General features: G+C 68.7%; 16 protein-coding genes and 1 pseudogene. 8 read left to right on the top strand and 9 right to left on the bottom strand.

From position 1 onward, the window contains the following. Positions 1 to 17 precede the first annotated feature (17 nt). From AC5Y5Z_RS08195 to AC5Y5Z_RS08185, 3 genes and pseudogenes are all read left to right on the top strand, one after another. Positions 18 to 812: an enoyl-CoA hydratase/isomerase family protein gene (locus AC5Y5Z_RS08195; protein ID WP_499924508.1), complete on the top strand. Its 795-nt coding sequence runs from the start codon at positions 18 to 20 to the stop codon at positions 810 to 812. Between the two features lie 57 nt (positions 813 to 869). Then, positions 870 to 1,507 (top strand): annotated as a pseudogene (locus tag AC5Y5Z_RS08190) (DUF3000 domain-containing protein). Between the two features lies 1 nt (position 1,508). Further along, complete coding sequence (locus tag AC5Y5Z_RS08185) at positions 1,509 to 2,819, top strand: HRDC domain-containing protein (protein ID WP_499924506.1); 1,311 nt, start codon at positions 1,509 to 1,511, stop codon at positions 2,817 to 2,819. On the opposite strand, the gene dxs is transcribed toward AC5Y5Z_RS08185, so the two are convergent. The 3 genes from dxs to AC5Y5Z_RS08170 form a co-directional block, all read right to left on the bottom strand. After that, a complete protein-coding gene (gene dxs, locus AC5Y5Z_RS08180) occupies positions 2,800 to 4,716 on the bottom strand; it encodes a 1-deoxy-D-xylulose-5-phosphate synthase (protein WP_499924504.1) in 1,917 nt (638 codons plus the stop codon). The two genes, AC5Y5Z_RS08185 and dxs, sit on opposite strands and share 20 nt — an antisense overlap. 69 nt (positions 4,717 to 4,785) lie before the next feature. Next, positions 4,786 to 5,991, bottom strand: a complete 1,206-nt coding sequence (locus AC5Y5Z_RS08175; protein WP_473140056.1) for a class I SAM-dependent RNA methyltransferase — start codon at positions 5,989 to 5,991, stop codon at positions 4,786 to 4,788. Further along, the gene (locus AC5Y5Z_RS08170) at positions 5,988 to 7,985 is read right to left on the bottom strand and encodes an APC family permease (RefSeq protein ID WP_463826883.1); all 1,998 of its coding nucleotides are present in this window, start codon (positions 7,983 to 7,985) and stop codon (positions 5,988 to 5,990) included. The genes AC5Y5Z_RS08175 and AC5Y5Z_RS08170 overlap by 4 nt, the downstream gene beginning before the upstream one ends. Positions 7,986 to 8,104: 119 nt before the next feature. Here AC5Y5Z_RS08170 and AC5Y5Z_RS08165 point away from each other — a divergent pair, with 119 nt between their 5' ends. Together AC5Y5Z_RS08165 and AC5Y5Z_RS08160 are read left to right on the top strand one after the other, a co-directional pair. Next, positions 8,105 to 8,776: a potassium channel family protein gene (locus AC5Y5Z_RS08165; protein ID WP_463826884.1), complete on the top strand. Its 672-nt coding sequence runs from the start codon at positions 8,105 to 8,107 to the stop codon at positions 8,774 to 8,776. Beyond that, entirely contained in the window at positions 8,773 to 9,447 is a 675-nt protein-coding gene (locus tag AC5Y5Z_RS08160; protein WP_463826885.1) for a potassium channel family protein, read from the top strand. Before AC5Y5Z_RS08165 ends, AC5Y5Z_RS08160 begins: the two co-directional genes overlap by 4 nt. Here AC5Y5Z_RS08160 and AC5Y5Z_RS08155 read toward each other — a convergent pair. Both AC5Y5Z_RS08155 and AC5Y5Z_RS08150 read right to left on the bottom strand, forming a co-directional pair. Further along, complete coding sequence (locus AC5Y5Z_RS08155) at positions 9,444 to 10,106, bottom strand: DUF3159 domain-containing protein (RefSeq protein ID WP_499924497.1); 663 nt, start codon at positions 10,104 to 10,106, stop codon at positions 9,444 to 9,446. The genes AC5Y5Z_RS08160 and AC5Y5Z_RS08155 overlap by 4 nt on opposite strands. A gap of 35 nt (positions 10,107 to 10,141) precedes the next feature. Next, complete coding sequence (locus AC5Y5Z_RS08150) at positions 10,142 to 10,510, bottom strand: OB-fold nucleic acid binding domain-containing protein (protein WP_180918088.1); 369 nt, start codon at positions 10,508 to 10,510, stop codon at positions 10,142 to 10,144. A 153-nt stretch (positions 10,511 to 10,663) separates the two neighbouring features. On the opposite strand from AC5Y5Z_RS08150, the gene AC5Y5Z_RS08145 reads away from it, so the two are divergent. After that, a complete protein-coding gene (locus AC5Y5Z_RS08145; RefSeq protein WP_499924599.1) occupies positions 10,664 to 11,371 on the top strand; it encodes an alpha/beta hydrolase in 708 nt (235 codons plus the stop codon). Here AC5Y5Z_RS08145 and AC5Y5Z_RS08140 read toward each other — a convergent pair. Both AC5Y5Z_RS08140 and dut read right to left on the bottom strand, forming a co-directional pair. Beyond that, complete coding sequence (locus AC5Y5Z_RS08140; RefSeq protein ID WP_463826887.1) at positions 11,368 to 12,129, bottom strand: DUF3710 domain-containing protein; 762 nt, start codon at positions 12,127 to 12,129, stop codon at positions 11,368 to 11,370. The genes AC5Y5Z_RS08145 and AC5Y5Z_RS08140 overlap by 4 nt on opposite strands. 35 nt (positions 12,130 to 12,164) lie before the next feature. Further along, positions 12,165 to 12,629 carry a dUTP diphosphatase gene (gene dut / locus AC5Y5Z_RS08135; protein ID WP_463826888.1) on the bottom strand — a complete coding sequence of 155 codons (465 nt, stop codon included), beginning with the start codon at positions 12,627 to 12,629 and terminating at the stop codon, positions 12,165 to 12,167. A gap of 25 nt (positions 12,630 to 12,654) precedes the next feature. Here dut and AC5Y5Z_RS08130 point away from each other — a divergent pair, with 25 nt between their 5' ends. Next, positions 12,655 to 13,134, top strand: a complete 480-nt coding sequence (locus AC5Y5Z_RS08130; protein ID WP_463826889.1) for a DUF3093 domain-containing protein — start codon at positions 12,655 to 12,657, stop codon at positions 13,132 to 13,134. A gap of 4 nt (positions 13,135 to 13,138) precedes the next feature. Here the strand turns inward: AC5Y5Z_RS08130 and AC5Y5Z_RS08125 are convergent, their stop codons facing one another. Then, a complete protein-coding gene (locus AC5Y5Z_RS08125) occupies positions 13,139 to 13,441 on the bottom strand; it encodes a DUF4193 domain-containing protein (RefSeq protein WP_003899437.1) in 303 nt (100 codons plus the stop codon). A gap of 194 nt (positions 13,442 to 13,635) precedes the next feature. On the opposite strand from AC5Y5Z_RS08125, the gene cei reads away from it, so the two are divergent. Beyond that, entirely contained in the window at positions 13,636 to 14,298 is a 663-nt protein-coding gene (gene cei / locus AC5Y5Z_RS08120; RefSeq protein WP_463826890.1) for an envelope integrity protein Cei, read from the top strand. Positions 14,299 to 14,302: 4 nt separating this feature from the next. Here cei and AC5Y5Z_RS08115 read toward each other — a convergent pair whose 3' ends face one another. After that, on the bottom strand, positions 14,303 to 15,175 hold the full coding sequence (locus AC5Y5Z_RS08115; RefSeq protein WP_499924487.1) for an inositol monophosphatase family protein: 873 nt from the start codon (positions 15,173 to 15,175) through the stop codon (positions 14,303 to 14,305). Positions 15,176 to 15,208 lie beyond the last annotated feature (33 nt).

Below are 15,208 nucleotides of genomic sequence, written 5' to 3'. Positions count from 1 at the left end.
CGCGTACCATCACGCCAATGCCCCTCACCTACGACGACTTCCCCAGCCTGCGCTGCGAATCCGAGCGTGACGGCGTGCTGAATCTGGTCCTCGACGCACCGGGCCTGAATTCGGTCGGCCCGCAGATGCACCGCGACCTCGCCGACATCTGGCCGGTGATCGACCGCGACCCCGCGGTGCGGGCGGTCCTGGTCCGCGGCGAAGGCAAGGCGTTCTCCTCCGGCGGCAGCTTCGACCTGATCGACGAGACCATCAACGACTACGAAGGCCGGTTGCGCATCATGCGTGAGGCCCGCGACCTGGTGCTGCACCTGGTCAACTTCAGCAAGCCGCTGGTCTCGGCGATCACCGGCCCGGCCGTCGGTGCCGGCCTGGTGGTGGCCCTGCTCGCCGACATCTCGGTGGCGGGCCGCTCGGCGAAGATCATCGACGGGCACACCAAACTGGGCGTGGCCGCCGGTGACCACGCGGCGATCTGCTGGCCGTTGCTGGCCGGCATGGCCAAGGCCAAGTACTACCTGCTCACCTGCGAGACGCTGTCCGGCGAAGAGGCCGAGCGCATCGGCCTGGTCTCCACCTGCGTCGACGACGATGATGTGCTGTCCACCGCGACGCGTCTGGCGGAGAATCTGGCCGCCGGCGCCCAGAATGCGATCCGCTGGACGAAGCACAGCCTGAATCACTGGTACCGGATGTTCGCCCCCGCCTTCGAAACGTCGCTCGGCCTGGAATTCATCGGCTTCGCCGGCCCCGACGTGCGCGAAGGCCTGGCGGCACACCGCGAAAAGCGACCCGCCCGTTTCATCGACTGACCGCGCGTCGGCGCGCCTGATTTCGCCGGTTGGACGATAGGTCTACCGTCGGAAGCTGTGACGCGCGACGACGACGATGCAGAGCGCAGCGATGCGGAGGAGCGGCGCTCATGACGTCAGCCGCCGAACCCGAACCGTTCCGCGAGGCGGTCGCGGCGATGAACACCGTCACCGTGCGCTCGGAGATCGAGCTCGGTCCCATTCGTCCGCCGCAGCGCCTGGCGCCCTACAGCTATGCGCTGGGCGCCGAGGTCAAACACCCCGACCTCGACATCGTGCCCGAACGTTCCGAAGGTGACGCTTTCGGCCGGCTGATACTGCTGTACGACCCGGAAGGCTCCGACGCCTGGGACGGCACCCTGCGCCTGGTCGCCTACATTCAGGCGGATCTGGACTCGCACGAGGCGATCGACCCGTTGCTGCCGGAAGTGGCGTGGAGTTGGCTCTCCGAGGCGCTGGATTCGCACACCCAGCACATGACGGCGCTCGGCGGGACGGTCACCGCCACCACGTCGGTTCGCTACGGTGACATCTCCGGTCCGCCGCGCGCGCACCAGCTGGAACTGCGGGCGTCGTGGACGGCCACCACACCCGAAGTGGGCAGCCACGTCAAAGCGTTCTGCGATGTGCTCGAGCACGCGGCCGGCCTGCCGCCGGCGGGAGTCACCGACCTGAGCTCACGGTCCCGCGCCTGACATGTGCCCCGACCCGTCTCCTGCGGAGGCAGCTGCGCCGGGCAGCGCGGAACCCGAAGTCCCCATGCTGCTGCACCCAGCCGACGGCATGCCGAACCTTTCCGTCTATGCAGACGAAATCGCCTCAGCCGCAGCGCAACTCGACCGCGGGCACGGACCGTTCGCAGTGGACGCCGAGCGGGCCTCGGGTTTCCGGTACTCTAACCGGGCCTACCTGATCCAGATCCGGCGGTCCGGCGCCGGCACCGTGCTGATAGATCCGGTCAGCCACGGCGGTGACCCGCTGACCGTGCTGCAACCCGTCGCCGAGGTGCTTGGCCAGGACGAATGGATACTGCACTCCGCCGACCAGGACCTGCCGTGCCTGGCCGAGGTCGGCATGCGGCCGCCCGCGTTGTACGACACCGAACTGGCCGGACGGCTGGCCGGCTTGGAACGGGTGAACCTGGCGACCATGGTCGAACGGCTGCTGCACCAGGGGCTGGCCAAGGGCCACGGCGCGGCGGACTGGTCGAAGCGGCCGTTGCCGTCGGCGTGGCTCAACTACGCCGCCCTGGACGTCGAACTGCTGATCGAGCTGCGTGCCGCGATCTCCGAGATTCTGGCTCAGCAGGGCAAAACCGATTGGGCCGCACAGGAATTCGAGTACCTGCGCACCTTCGAGACGCGTGCCGCTCCGGCCGCGCGCACCGACCGCTGGCGGCGCACCTCGGGCATCCACAAGGTGCACGACCGTCGCGCGCTGGCGGCGGTACGCGAACTGTGGACGACACGCGACCGGATCGCCCAGCGCCGCGACATCGCGCCACGGCGAATCCTGCCGGATTCGGCGATCATCGAGGCCGCGATCGCCGATCCGACGACGGTCGACGAACTCGTCGCGCTACCCGTGTTCGGCGGACGCAACCAACGTCGCAGCGCCCCGATGTGGTTGTCCGCGCTGCAGAATGCACGGCGCAACCAGGATCTGCCGGAGCAGGGCGAACCGCCGTACGGGCCGCCGCCGCCGGCGCGGTGGAGCAGGCGCAAACCGGAAGCCGCCGCCCGACTGGAGGCAGCCCGCGCCGCGTTGGCGGAGTTGTCGCAGCGGGTGGCGATACCGGCGGAGAATCTCGTCGCGCCCGATCTGGTGCGGCGCCTGTGCTGGGAGTGGGACACCCTGGGACCGACCAGCGCTGACGCGGTGGCGATCACCGAAGAATTTCTGCGGACCGGGCAGGCACGCCCGTGGCAACGCGAACTGGTGGTCCCGGTGCTCGCCGCAGCCGTACTGCGGGCCGCACAAACCCCGACTAGTCCAGACGCTCGCTGATCTCGCTCTGCTCCACCGGCGAAACCGCAAGCGCGGCAACCCAACCCGTGATGCGCCGGGCCACATCCTGGTCGGTGAGCCCCAGCTCGGCCAGTACCTCGCCGCGGGAGGCGTGGTCGTAAAAGTTCTGCGGCAGCCCGACGTCGCGGCACGGCACGTCGACATCGGCACGGCGCAACGCCGCCGACACCGCCGAACCGACTCCGCCGGCCACTCCGTTGTCCTCCAACGTCACCAGCAGCTTGTGCTGGGTCGCCAGTTCGTGCACCACCTCGGGCACCGGCAACACCCAGCGGGGATCGATCACCGTCACGCCGATGCCCTGCTTGTGCAGACGCTTGGCCACCGACAGTGCCATCGACGCGAACGCGCCCACCGCAACCAGCAGCACATCGGTGTGCAAGCCTGCCGACGGCACGGCCAGCACATCCACCCCGTCCCGTCGCTCGAGGGCCGGAATGTCTTCGCCCACATCACCTTTGGGGAACCTCAGGGCGGTCGGACCGTCGTCGATGTCGAGTGCCTCGGCGAGTTCTTCGCGCAGCCGGGTGGCATCGCGCGGGGCAGCCACCCGCATGCCGGGCACGATGCCCAGGATCGACAGGTCCCACATGCCGTTGTGGCTCGGACCGTCGTTGCCGGTGACACCGGCGCGGTCGAGCACCATGGTGACGGGCAGCTTGTGCAACGCCACGTCCATCATGATCTGGTCGAACGCGCGGTTGAGGAACGTCGAATAGATCGCCACCACGGGGTGGATACCGCCCATCGCCAACCCGGCCGCCGACGTCATGGCGTGCTGCTCGGCGATCCCGACGTCGAACAACCGGTCCGGGAAAGCCTCCCCGAAAGCTCTCAGCCCGGTGGGACCGGGCATCGCCGCGGTGATGGCGACGACGTCGCGGCGCCGGTGGCCGATCGCGATCAGTGCCTCGGCGAACGTCGCGGTCCAGCCGGGGCCGGCGATCTTGGTGGCCACCCCGGTAATGGGGTCGATCGGGACCGTGGAATGCATCTGCTCGGCTTCGTCGGCCTCCGCCGGACCGTAGCCCATGCCTTTGCGGGTGACGACGTGCACGATCACCGGGCCGCCGAAACCGCGGGCACTGCGCAGCGCGACCTCCACCGCCCGCTCGTCGTGACCGTCGACCGGTCCGACGTACTTCAACCCGAGGTCGGTGAACAACAGTTGCGGGGCCAGCGAGTCCTTGATGCCGGCTTTGACGCTGTGCATGAAGTGATAGGCGACCTCGCCGACCAGCGGCACCGACCGCATGGCGTTGCGACCGCGCTCGAGCAGCTGTTCGTAAGCCGGCTGCAGCCGCAGGGTGGCCAGGTGATCGGCCACGCCACCGATGGTCGGTGCGTAGCTGCGCCCATTGTCGTTGACGACGATGACCACCGGCCGGTTCGAGGCGGCGATGTTGTTCAGCGCCTCCCAGCACATGCCGCCGGTCAGCGCGCCGTCGCCGACGATCGCGACCACGTGCCGGTTACGGTGTCCGGTCAGCTCGAAAGCCTTGGCCAGGCCGTCGGCATAGGACAACGCGGCGCTGGCGTGGCTGGACTCCACCCAGTCGTGTTCACTCTCGGCACGGCAGGGATAACCCGACAGCCCGTCCTTTTTGCGCAGGCTCTCGAAATCCTGGGCCCGCCCGGTCAGCATCTTGTGCACGTAGGCCTGGTGGCCGGTGTCGAAGATGATCGGATCGTGCGGGGAGTCGAAAACCCGGTGCAACGCCAGGGTCAACTCGACGACGCCGAGGTTCGGGCCAAGGTGTCCCCCGGTGGCAGCGACCTTGTGGATCAGGAACTCGCGGATTTCCTGCGCCAGCTCACTCAGCTGCTGTTGGGAGAGGTGCTGCAGATCAGCGGGCCCGCGGATCTTTTCCAGCATCCGGCCAGTCTACGCAGAACTGGCGCTGACCCGCTGCGCCCGAGCGCCGGTACCGCGCCCAAAGCGAGGTCACGACGCTCGCCGGGTCACCAGGGCGATGCACTCCACATGATGGGTCAACGGAAACGCGTCGAACACCTTGATCTTCTCGACGGCATATCCGTGCCCCCGGTACAGACCGATGTCACGCGCGAAAGACGCAGCCTCGCAACCGATGTGCACGATGCGCGGCACGGCGGCCGCGGCCAGCAGGTCGATCACCTCGCGCCCGGCACCCGCGCGCGGCGGATCCAGCACAGCAACGTCGGCGCGCAACTGCTGCGCGGCAAGAGCCCGTCGCACCGAATCGGTGACGACCTCGACCTGCGGCAGGTCGGCCAGCGCGGCCCGCGCCGCGCCCGTGGCTCCCCGCGACGTGTCGACGCTCAGCACCCGGCCCGACTCCCCCACTCCCTCGGCTAGCACCGCCGCGAAGATCCCGGCGCCGCCGTACAGATCCCAGGCGGTCATCCCTGCAGCGGCCGCCGCCCACTCAGCGACCAGGTCGCTGTACACCTGCGCGGCGTCGCGGTGGGACTGCCAGAACGCCGTCACCGGCACCCGCCAGTGCCGGCCGCCCACGCGCTGCACCGCGTGATAGTCGCCTTCGATCACCTTCGAAACGGTGTGTTTGCCCTTCCGCGCGGTGCGCACCAGGTGACGCTGTCCGTCGTCGTCGACGGCCACGTGCAGGTGAGCGGCCGGCGGCCAGTGCGACTCGGCCAGTCCGGCCAGCATCCCCTCGCTCAGTTGCCCGCATCGCAGATCGGTGATGAGTTCGTCGCTGTGATAGCGGTGGAAGCCGGGTCGACCGTCCGCGCCGACGTCGAGCCGGACCCTGGTGCGCCAGCCGGTGACATCGGCATCGGAGACCGGTTCGGCCGCACCCGACCAGTGCTGCCCGCCGAGGCGTTCGAGCTGATTGGCCACCACGGCCGCCTTCAGCGATCGGGCCACCGCCGGCTGCACGAATGCCAGGTCGCAACAACCCGCCCCGTCGGCCCCGGCGATCGGGCACAGCGACCCGATGCGGTCCGCCGACGGCTCGAGCACCTCGACAACCGCTGCGTGACAATAACTTCCGCGATCCGCAGTGACCCGCACCCGAACCCGCTCCCCCGGCAACGCGTAGCGGACGAACACCACCCGGCCCTCATGGTGCGCGATGCAGCTGCCGCCGTTCGCGGGTGCCCCGGTGACCAGAACCAACTCCCCGCAGGCCGATTCGGTGCTCAATCGAAAATGCCCCGGCGCGCATCCCCGGGTGCCGACTGCGGCTGCAACGCTTTGATCCGCTCCGACGACGTCAATTGCCAGGGCACCGACGTCACCATGACGCCGGGCATGAACAGCAACCGGCCCTTGAGTCGTAGCGCACTCTGGTTGTGCAGCAACTGTTCCCACCAGCGCCCCACCACGTACTCCGGGATGAACACCGTCACCACCGTGCGCGGCGACTCCTTGCTGACCCGTTTGACGTATTCCAACACCGGGCCGGTGATTTCACGATAAGGAGAGGCGATCACCTTCAGCGGAACGCTGATGTCGCTCTCCTCCCACTCGCGCTTGAGCTCGCGGGTCTCGTTGTCGTCGACGCTGACCGTGACGGCTTCAAGCACGTCGGGCCGGGTCGCCCGCGCGTAGGCCACCGCGCGCAATGTGGGCAGGTGCAACTTCGACACCAGCACCAGGGCGTGGTTGCGGCTGGGCAACACGATCTCGTCGCCGTGCTCGGCGGCTTCTTCGGCGAGTTCGCGGGTGACCCCGTCGTAGTGGCGGCGGATCAGCTTCATCAGCATGAACAGCAACGCCATAGTGACCAGCGCGATCCAGGCCCCGGCCAGGAATTTGGTGACCATCACCACCAGCAGCACCGTGCCGGTGGCGATGAACCCGATGGTGTTGACCACCCGCGAGCGCATCATCCGTCGGCGCGCCGCCGCGTCGGTTTCGGTGCGCAGCAACCTTGTCCAGTGCCGCACCATGCCGATCTGACTCAACGTGAAGGAAATGAACACCCCGACGATGTAGAGCTGGATCAGCGCACTCAGCTCGGCACGAAACGCGACGATCGCCAGCAGCGCTGAAATGGTGAGAAACCCGATCCCGTTGGAGAACGCGAGCCGGTCCCCGCGGGTGTGGAACTGGCGCGGCAGGTAGCTGTGCTGGGCCAGCACCGAACCGAGCACCGGGAACCCGTTGAACGCGGTGTTGGCCGCCAGCACCAGGATGAGCGCGGTGACAGCGGTGATCACCACGAAGCCGATGTGGAAGTTACCGAAAACCGTTTCCGCGAGTTGGGTGACCAGCGTCTTCTGGTAGTAGCCGGCCGGCGCGCCGGACAGCTGTTCTGCGGGGTCGCTGACCAGTTGGACGCCGATCTTCTTGGCCAGCACGATGATGCCCATCAGCAGCGCGACGGCGATGGCGCCCAGCATCAGCAGCGTGGTCGCCGCGTTCTTCGACTTCGGTTTCTCGAATGCGGGCACCCCGTTGCTGATGGCCTCCACCCCGGTCAGCGCCGCACAACCGGAGGAGAATGCCCGCGCCATCAGGAATACCAGCGCGAATCCGGCGACTTTGCCGTGCTCGGAATGCATCTGGAACCCGGCGGACTCGGCGCGCAACGGGTTACCCAGCACGAAGATCCGGAACAGCCCGTACCCGAGCATGCCGGTCATACCGATGATGAACGCGTAGGTCGGAATGGCGAAGGCGAGTCCGGATTCCCGCACCCCGCGCAGGTTCAGCGCCGTCACGAACAAGATCGCGGCGACGCAGAACCACACCTTGTTCTGCGCCACCATCGGCACCGCCGAGCCGATGTTCGAGATCGCCGATGCCGTCGAAACCGCAACGGTCAGAACATAATCCACCATCAGAGCACTCGCCACGGTCAAGCCGGCGTTGCGGCCCAGATTGGTGGTGACCACCTCGTAGTCGCCGCCACCGGAGGGGTAGGCGTGCACGTTCTGCCGGTAGCTGGCCACCACGACCAGCATGACCGCGGCCACCGCGAGCCCGATCCACGGCGACAGCGAGTACGCCGCCAGACCGCCCACCGAAAGCATCAGAAAGACCTCTTCGGGGGCGTATGCCACCGACGACAGCGCGTCCGAGGCGAACACCGGCAGCGCGATCCGCTTCGGCAGCAGCGTGTGGCTCAGCCGGTCGCTGCGAAACGGCCGGCCGATCAGCAATCGGCGCGCAGCGGTTGAAAGTTTGGACACGAGAGCCAAGAGTAAGCCCACGCGGGTTTGGCGGTAGCGTTCCCTAGGACCCGAATCGGTTGCCGACGTCGGTCACCGATCAGTTGCGACACGCAGTACTCAACCGAAAGGACCTCGGAGTGCGGGTGGTTGTGATGGGGTGCGGCCGGGTGGGCTCTTCGGTGGCAGACGGCCTGTCCCGCATCGGCCATGATGTCGCGGTCATCGACCGCGACAGTGCCGCGTTCAACAGGCTCAGTCCCGAATTCGCCGGCGAGCGGGTGCTCGGCCAGGGTTTCGACCGGGATGTGCTGCTGCGCGCGGGCATCGAGGGGGCCGACGCGTTCGCGGCGGTGTCCTCCGGTGACAACTCGAACATCATTTCGGCGCGGCTGGCCCGCGAGACCTTCGGGGTACGACGGGTGGTCGCCCGGATCTACGACGCCAAACGCGCCGAGGTCTACGAGCGCCTCGGCATCCCGACGATCGCCACCGTGCCGTGGACCACCGATCGACTGCTCAACGCCTTGACGCAGGAGACCGAGACCGCCAAGTGGCGAGATCCCACCGGCACCGTCGCCGTCGCCCAGGTGGTCCTGCACGAAGACTGGGTGGGTCATCGCGCCACCGATCTGGAGCAGGCCACCGGCGCGCGGGTCGCGTTCCTGATCCGCTTCGGCACCGGCGTGCTGCCCGAACCCAAGACGGTGCTGCAGGCCGGTGACCAGGTCTATGTGGCCGCGATCTCCGGTCGCGCCGCCGAAGCGGTGGCCATTGCGGCGCTGCCACCGAGTGAGGATCTGGACAAGTGAAAGTCGCCGTCGCCGGAGCGGGTGCCGTCGGCCGTTCGGTCACCCGCGAACTCGTCGCCAACTCGCACGACGTGACCCTGATCGAACGCAACGTGGACCATCTGGACACCGACGCCATCCCGGCCGCGCACTGGCTGCTGGGTGACGCCTGCGAACTGAGCCTGCTCGAGCAGATGCACCTCGAAGACTTCGACGTCGTGGTCGCCGCGACCGGCGACGACAAGGTCAACGTGGTGCTCAGCCTGCTGGCCAAGACCGAGTTCGCGGTGCCCCGGGTGGTGGCGCGGGTCAACGACCCGCGCAACGAGTGGCTGTTCACCGACGCCTGGGGTGTGGACGTGGCGGTGTCCACTCCGCGCATGCTGGCCTCGCTGATCGAGGAGGCCGTCGCCGTCGGCGATCTGGTGCGGCTGATGGAGTTCCGCAAAGGCCAGGCCAACCTGGTCGAGATCACCCTGCCCGACGACACCCCCTGGGGCGGCAAGGCGGTGCGTAAGTTGCAACTACCCCGCGACGCCGCGCTGGTGACCATCCTGCGCGGACCGCGGGTGATCGTGCCGCAGGGCGACGAACCCCTGGAAGGCGGGGACGAGCTGCTGTTCGTCGCGGTCACCGAGGTCGAGGAGGAACTGCGGTCGCTGTTGCTGCCGGCGAGTGATCGCGTCGATTAGTCCAGGACGGCTTTGTCGATCGCGGCTGCGTCCACGTCGTCCTGCGTGCTGCCGCCCTGCCCGGTGGCCCGCAGCACGGCCTTGATCGCCACGTAGGTCACCAGCGCCGCCAGCCCGGTCAGCGGCCAGCCCATCGCGATGCGGGTCGCCCCGAGCCAGCCGGTCTTGCCCAGTTCGTAGAGATGCCCCTGCACGCCGAACCGCGCGACGAACACCACCGTCCAGCACAGGGTGGCCAGGTCGAACGCGTGAACCGCTCGCGGCACCGCACGCCACCTGTTGTCGCGACCGCTGGCCCAGCTCCACAGATAACCCACCACGGGCCGCCGGATCAGGATCGACACCGCGAACACCACCGCCCACGCCAGCGACATCCAGATGCCGAGCAGGAAATAGCCCTTGGACTGGCCGACCAGATAGGCGATCAGCGCGCAGATGGCGACCCCGAAAAAGCCGGACAGGGCCGGTTGCACCGAATCCCGGCGAAGCAGCCGCCAACCCAGGATCAGAACAGCGGCTCCCAGCGCGGCGCAGATCGCGGGCAGTAGCCCGGCGATGCTGGATACGATCACGAACGTCAGCACCGGCAGGGACGAGTAGATCAGACCGCTGATGCCACCGGCCTGTACCAGCAGGCGCGCGGCCTTGTTGTCGCTCACGGGAGATCGGGGCGTCGCGGCGTGGGGCGGCCGCGTCACCGCTGAATTTCGTAGTGCGGGTTGTAAATTGCTTTCGTCCCGTTCTCCAGCTTGCCCAGGCGACCACGTACCCGCAGGGTGCGTCCGGAGTCGATGCCGGGGATGCGTCGCTGACCCAGCCACACCAGCGTCACCGTGTCGCTGCCGTCGAACAGTTCCGCGCGGACTCCGCCCGAGCAGCCCTTGCCGTTGGTCTCGACGCTGCGCAGCGTGCCCACCATGGTGACCTCCTGGCCGCGCTGGCAGTCGATGGCGCGCTGCGCGCCGGTATTGAGGACTTCGTCGGAGAGTTCTTCGACGTCGCGTTGCTCCGGGTCCTCCGTCAACCGACGGGTGAGCCGGCGTAGATACCCTTGGGCCCCCATGGCCACTCCTGACAATTCGACGTCGTTAGGGATGCCTCTTGCCGACAACATTCCACTATGCCAACGGTCACCGTAGACCTGTTGGTTCCCGCACGCCACATGGATGAAACCACCGATATCCGGTCACCAGTCGGCACCGGGCACTATGAGGAGGTGGCTGTCGATCTGCGCGGTGTCACCACCGTGTTGCTGCCTGGCACCGGGTCCGACGATAACTACGTCGACCGGGCCTTTTCCGGTCCGCTGCGACGCGCCGGTGCGGTGTTGGTCACACCTGCGCCGCAGCCGCACCGGCTGGTCGAGGGTTACCTGGCCGCCCTGGACTCCGCGGCTGCCGGCGGCCGGGCGATAGGGGTCGGCGGCGTGTCCATCGGCGCTGCGGTGGCGGCCGCCTGGGCGCTGGCCCACCCGCAGCGCACGGTGGCGGTGCTGGCCGCGTTGCCGCCGTGGAACGGGGACTCCAGCTCGGCACCGGCCGCACACGCCGCGCGCTACACCGCCGCGCAGTTGCGCCGCGACGGTCTGGCGGCGACGACGGCGCAGATGCGCGCGTCCAGCCCGGCGTGGTTGGCCGATGAACTGGCCCGGTCCTGGCGGGCGCAGTGGCCGGCGCTGCCCGACGCGATGGAGGAGGCGGCCGGCTACACAGCGCCCAGCACCGCGGAGTTGGCCCGCCTGGTCCCGCCGCTGGGTGTGGCGGCCGCAGTCGACGACCCGATCCACCCGCTGCAGGTGGCCGCCGACTGGGTCAGCGCGGCCCCGCGCGCGGCGCTGCGCACAGTGACCCTGCAGGAGATGGGGGCCGACACGGCCGCGCTGGGTACGGCCTGCCTGGCCGCGCTCGTCGCGGTGGGGCGCTAGCCGCCGGTGATCGTGCTGCGCAGCTGCTGCATCGCGGACCCTTCAGCGCTACGACGCGCCACCGGCTCGTCGGACGGCGTGTCATCCGGCGCCGGGTCGGGTGCCGGCTGCTGGGCCGCGGCGGCGGCCTCCCGCAGCTGCTCCACCATCGGTTCGGGCAGTTGCACCGGCAGCGGCGTGCGCACCGGCAGCGGCGTGTCCCCGCGGCGAACCACCGTGTCGGTCAACGCCGCACGTGCCTCGTCGGTCAGCGCATCGATGGTTTCGTGCGGTCCGTTGACCACGCACCGGATCATCCAGCGGTATCCGTCCACGCCGATGAAACGGACCACCCCGGAGGCGGTGCCGACCACCTCGCGGCCCCACGGGCCGTCCTTGATGGAGACCTTCGCCGAGTCTTTGCGGAGGGATTCGGCGAGTTCGGCGGCCACTTCACGCCACAGCCCGGGGCTTTTCGGCGCCGCGTAGGCCGCGATGGTGAAACGCCCGTTGGGCGTGACGACCCACACAGCGCTGGGCACCCCGGTCTCGGTGAGCTCGACCTGCACCTGGCCCGCCGCCGGCATCGGGATCAGCACCGAGCCCAGGTCCAACCGGGCCACCTCGGCCGCGGCCGGGTCGTCGAAGTCCTCGATGTCGAACGGACCCTCGAGTTCCTCGCCGGACTCGTCGTCGGCGACGAGATCGTCGACCGCGACGGTGTCCTCGTCGGCCGGCCCGCCCGCCGTGGCGCCCTTGCGTCTACCGAATGCAGCCATCTGCGCCGCCCCTTCTCATCGCCACGTCCCCGCTGTCACAGACTCGCATGTCCGCCCGACGAACCGTGGCCGCCTTCGCCACGTGAGGTGGCGGCCAGCCCGGCCTCGTCGAACGACGACACCTCGACCAACTCGACCAGCTCGACCCGCTGCACCAACAACTGCGCGATGCGGTCGCCTCGGTGCACCACGATCGGCGTGGTGGGGTCCAGGTTGATCAGCGCGACCTTGATTTCGCCACGATAGCCCGCGTCGATGGTCCCGGGACTGTTCACGATGGAAAGTCCCACCCGCGAGGCCAGCCCGGACCGCGGGTGCACCAACCCGACCATGCCGAGCGGGATCGCGACCGCCACGCCCGTCGGTACCAGCGCCCGGTGTCCGGGGGCCAGCTCGACGTCCTCGGCGCTGAACAAATCCACGCCGGCGTCGCCCTCGTGGGCACGGCTGGGCAACGGGAGCCCCCGGTCGAGACGGACGATGGCCAGAGTGTTCGACACGGGGGCACAGATTACCCTTGACCGCGTGTCCGATACCCGCCACGTCGCGCCGCAGAGCGTGCGGTATCGCGAGCGGCTGTGGGTGCCGTGGTGGTGGTGGCCACCGGGTTTCGCGCTGGCGGCGCTCATCGCAGCCGAAGTCAACGTCGGTGTGCGGTCCCTGCCCGACTGGCTGCCCTTCGTCACGCTGTTCGCGGTGGCCGTCGGAACGCTGCTGTGGCTGGGCCGCGTCGAGGTGCGCATCGTCGCCGGGGCCGACGGGGTCGAGCTGTGGGCCGGCGACGCCCACCTGCCGGTCACCGTGATCTGCCGATCCGCGGCGATTGCGCGTAGCGCCAAGTCGGCGGCATTGGGCCGCCAACTCGATCCGGCGGCTTACGTGGTGCACCGGGCCTGGATTGGCCCCATGGTCCTGTTGGTTCTCGACGATCCCGACGACCCGACGCCGTATTGGTTGGTGAGTTGTCGTCACCCCGAGCGGGTCCTCTCGGCCCTGCGGAGCTGAACCGTCAGGCCGCGCAGTCGGTACAGATCATCACGCCGTTCTTCTCGCTGGCGAGACGGCTGCGGTGCTGCACCAAAAAGCAACTCGAGCAAGTGAACTCGTCGGCCTGCTTGGGTACCACGCGCACCGACAACTCTTCGCCGGACAAATCGGCGCCAGGCAGTTCGAAGGACTCGGCGGACTCGGATTCGTCGACGTCGACCACCGCCGACGCGGCCTCGTTCCGTCGCGCTTTGAGTTCCTCCAGCGAGTCCTCAGAGACGTCGTCGGTCTCGGTGCGTCGTGGAGCGTCGTAGTCGGTAGGCATGGTCTTCTCCCCGTCCTGTCCCCTCGGAGCTCTCACAAAGTTCAAGCAACGCTTTGTACCAGCGTCGAACGCGTGCACCAAATGATTCGTGCCCGTATTGCGACGGAATAGAGTGTGATATGCGTCACACCGAGGGATTAACCCGGGTAGTCGGCCTTAAACGGGTGCGTTCCCGGTGCGATTAGAGTGCATGTGTGGTTGCACACATTACCGAAGGCACCGCCTTCGATAAGCACGGCCGGCCGTTCCGGCGCCGCAACCCCCGCCCTGCCATCATCGCGGTGATCTTCCTGGTAGTGGTGACGGGCGTGGTGTGGACGGTCGCGCTGACCCGCCCGACCGACGTCCGTGAGGCGACCGTGTGCAACCCGCCCCCGGAGCCGACGGGCACGGCAGCCACCGCCGGTCCGACCAAGCTCGGTGAGCAGGTGTCCCGGACCGACATGATCGATGTGGCACCGGCCAAACTCGCCGAAACCAAGGTGCGCGTGCTCAACGCGAGTGGACGTGGCGGTCAGGCCGGCGACATCGCGGGGGCACTGCAGGATCTCGGCTTCGCGCAACCAGCCGCGAGCAACGATCCGATCTACGCGGGCACCCGCCTGACCTGTCAGGGTCAGATTCGATTCGGCACCGCCGGGCAGGCCACCGCGGCTGCGCTCTGGCTGGTCGCGCCCTGCACCGAGTTGTTCCGCGACAGCCGCGGCGACGACTCCGTCGACCTCGCCCTGGGCACCGACTTCAACTCGCTGGCCCACAACGACGACATCGACGCCGTGCTGGCGACCTTGCGCCCCGGGGCCACCGAACCGGCGGATCACACGCTGCTGGCCAAGATTCACTCCAACAGCTGCTGAGCCCTCAGTCCAGCGGTTCCAGTCCGCCCGCCTGTCCCAGCGCCCCCAGCAGGGCCTCGGCGATCCCGGGCGCGGCCGCGACCACCGCGCCGGCACCGCTGACGTCGGGCGCCGGCAACACCACCCGCGCGCCGGCCTCCGCGGCGATCAACGCACCCGCGGCCTGGTCCCACACCTGCAGCCCGTGTTCGTAGTAGGCGTCCAACCGGCCTGAGGCGACCATGCACAGGTCCAGCGCCGCCGAACCGACCCGACGCACGTCGCGCACCACCGGCAGTATCTGGGCGAGCAACGCGGCTTGTCGGACCCGTCGCCGGGGCGAGTACCCGAACCCGGTCCCCAGCAGCGCCATCGACAGGTCGCCGACATCGGTGCATCGCAGTGCGCGCACCCCACCCTCGCCAGTGACGTGCGCCCCGAGGCCCCGGCCCGCCGAATACACTTGTCCCGCAACGACATCGGCGACCGCACCGGCCACCGACACGCCGCCCACCTGAGCGGCGACCGAGACGGCGTAAGCCGGGATGCCGTAGACGAAATTCACCGTCCCGTCGATCGGGTCCAGCACCCAGGTGACCGCGTCGGCCGGGGCAGCGCTCAGATCCGCCGGCCCGCCGCCCTCCTCCCCGAGAATCGGGTCACCGGGCCGCAGCTGTGCCAGCCGTTCCCGCAGCAGCCGTTCAGTGTCGGTGTCGGCGACGGTGACCGGGTCGGTCGGAGTGGTCTTGGCGCGTACGGTGCCACGGCCGGCGCCCGATCCGCCGCCGAACACCTCGACCCGTCGACGGCGCACGAACGCGGCCGCCTCGGCCGCCAGCGCTGCGGCCACCGAGCGCAGCTCTGCGATCTCATCGAGGGCCAAATCGGGCGGAGTCACCGCTCTATCGCATCACACAGTGACTTCTCGCCG

The organism is Mycobacterium sp. NGS29 (genome assembly GCF_059812965.1).
The sequence above is the reverse complement of the archived record's forward strand: the minus strand, read 5'-3'. Positions and strand labels throughout refer to the sequence as shown.

Excerpts from the sequence above, each read along its gene's own strand:
- AC5Y5Z_RS08150 (WP_180918088.1), bottom strand. The coding sequence starts at position 10,510 with ATGGGGGCCCAAGGGTATCTACGCCGGCTCACCCGTCGGTTGACGGAG.
- AC5Y5Z_RS08140 (WP_463826887.1), bottom strand. The coding sequence starts at position 12,129 with ATGGCTGCATTCGGTAGACGCAAGGGCGCCACGGCGGGCGGGCCGGCC.
- AC5Y5Z_RS08185 (WP_499924506.1), top strand. The coding sequence starts at position 1,509 with ATGTGCCCCGACCCGTCTCCTGCGGAGGCAGCTGCGCCGGGCAGCGCG.
- AC5Y5Z_RS08125 (WP_003899437.1), bottom strand. The coding sequence starts at position 13,441 with ATGCCTACCGACTACGACGCTCCACGACGCACCGAGACCGACGACGTC.
- AC5Y5Z_RS08195 (WP_499924508.1), top strand. The coding sequence starts at position 18 with ATGCCCCTCACCTACGACGACTTCCCCAGCCTGCGCTGCGAATCCGAG.
- dxs (WP_499924504.1), bottom strand. The coding sequence starts at position 4,716 with ATGCTGGAAAAGATCCGCGGGCCCGCTGATCTGCAGCACCTCTCCCAA.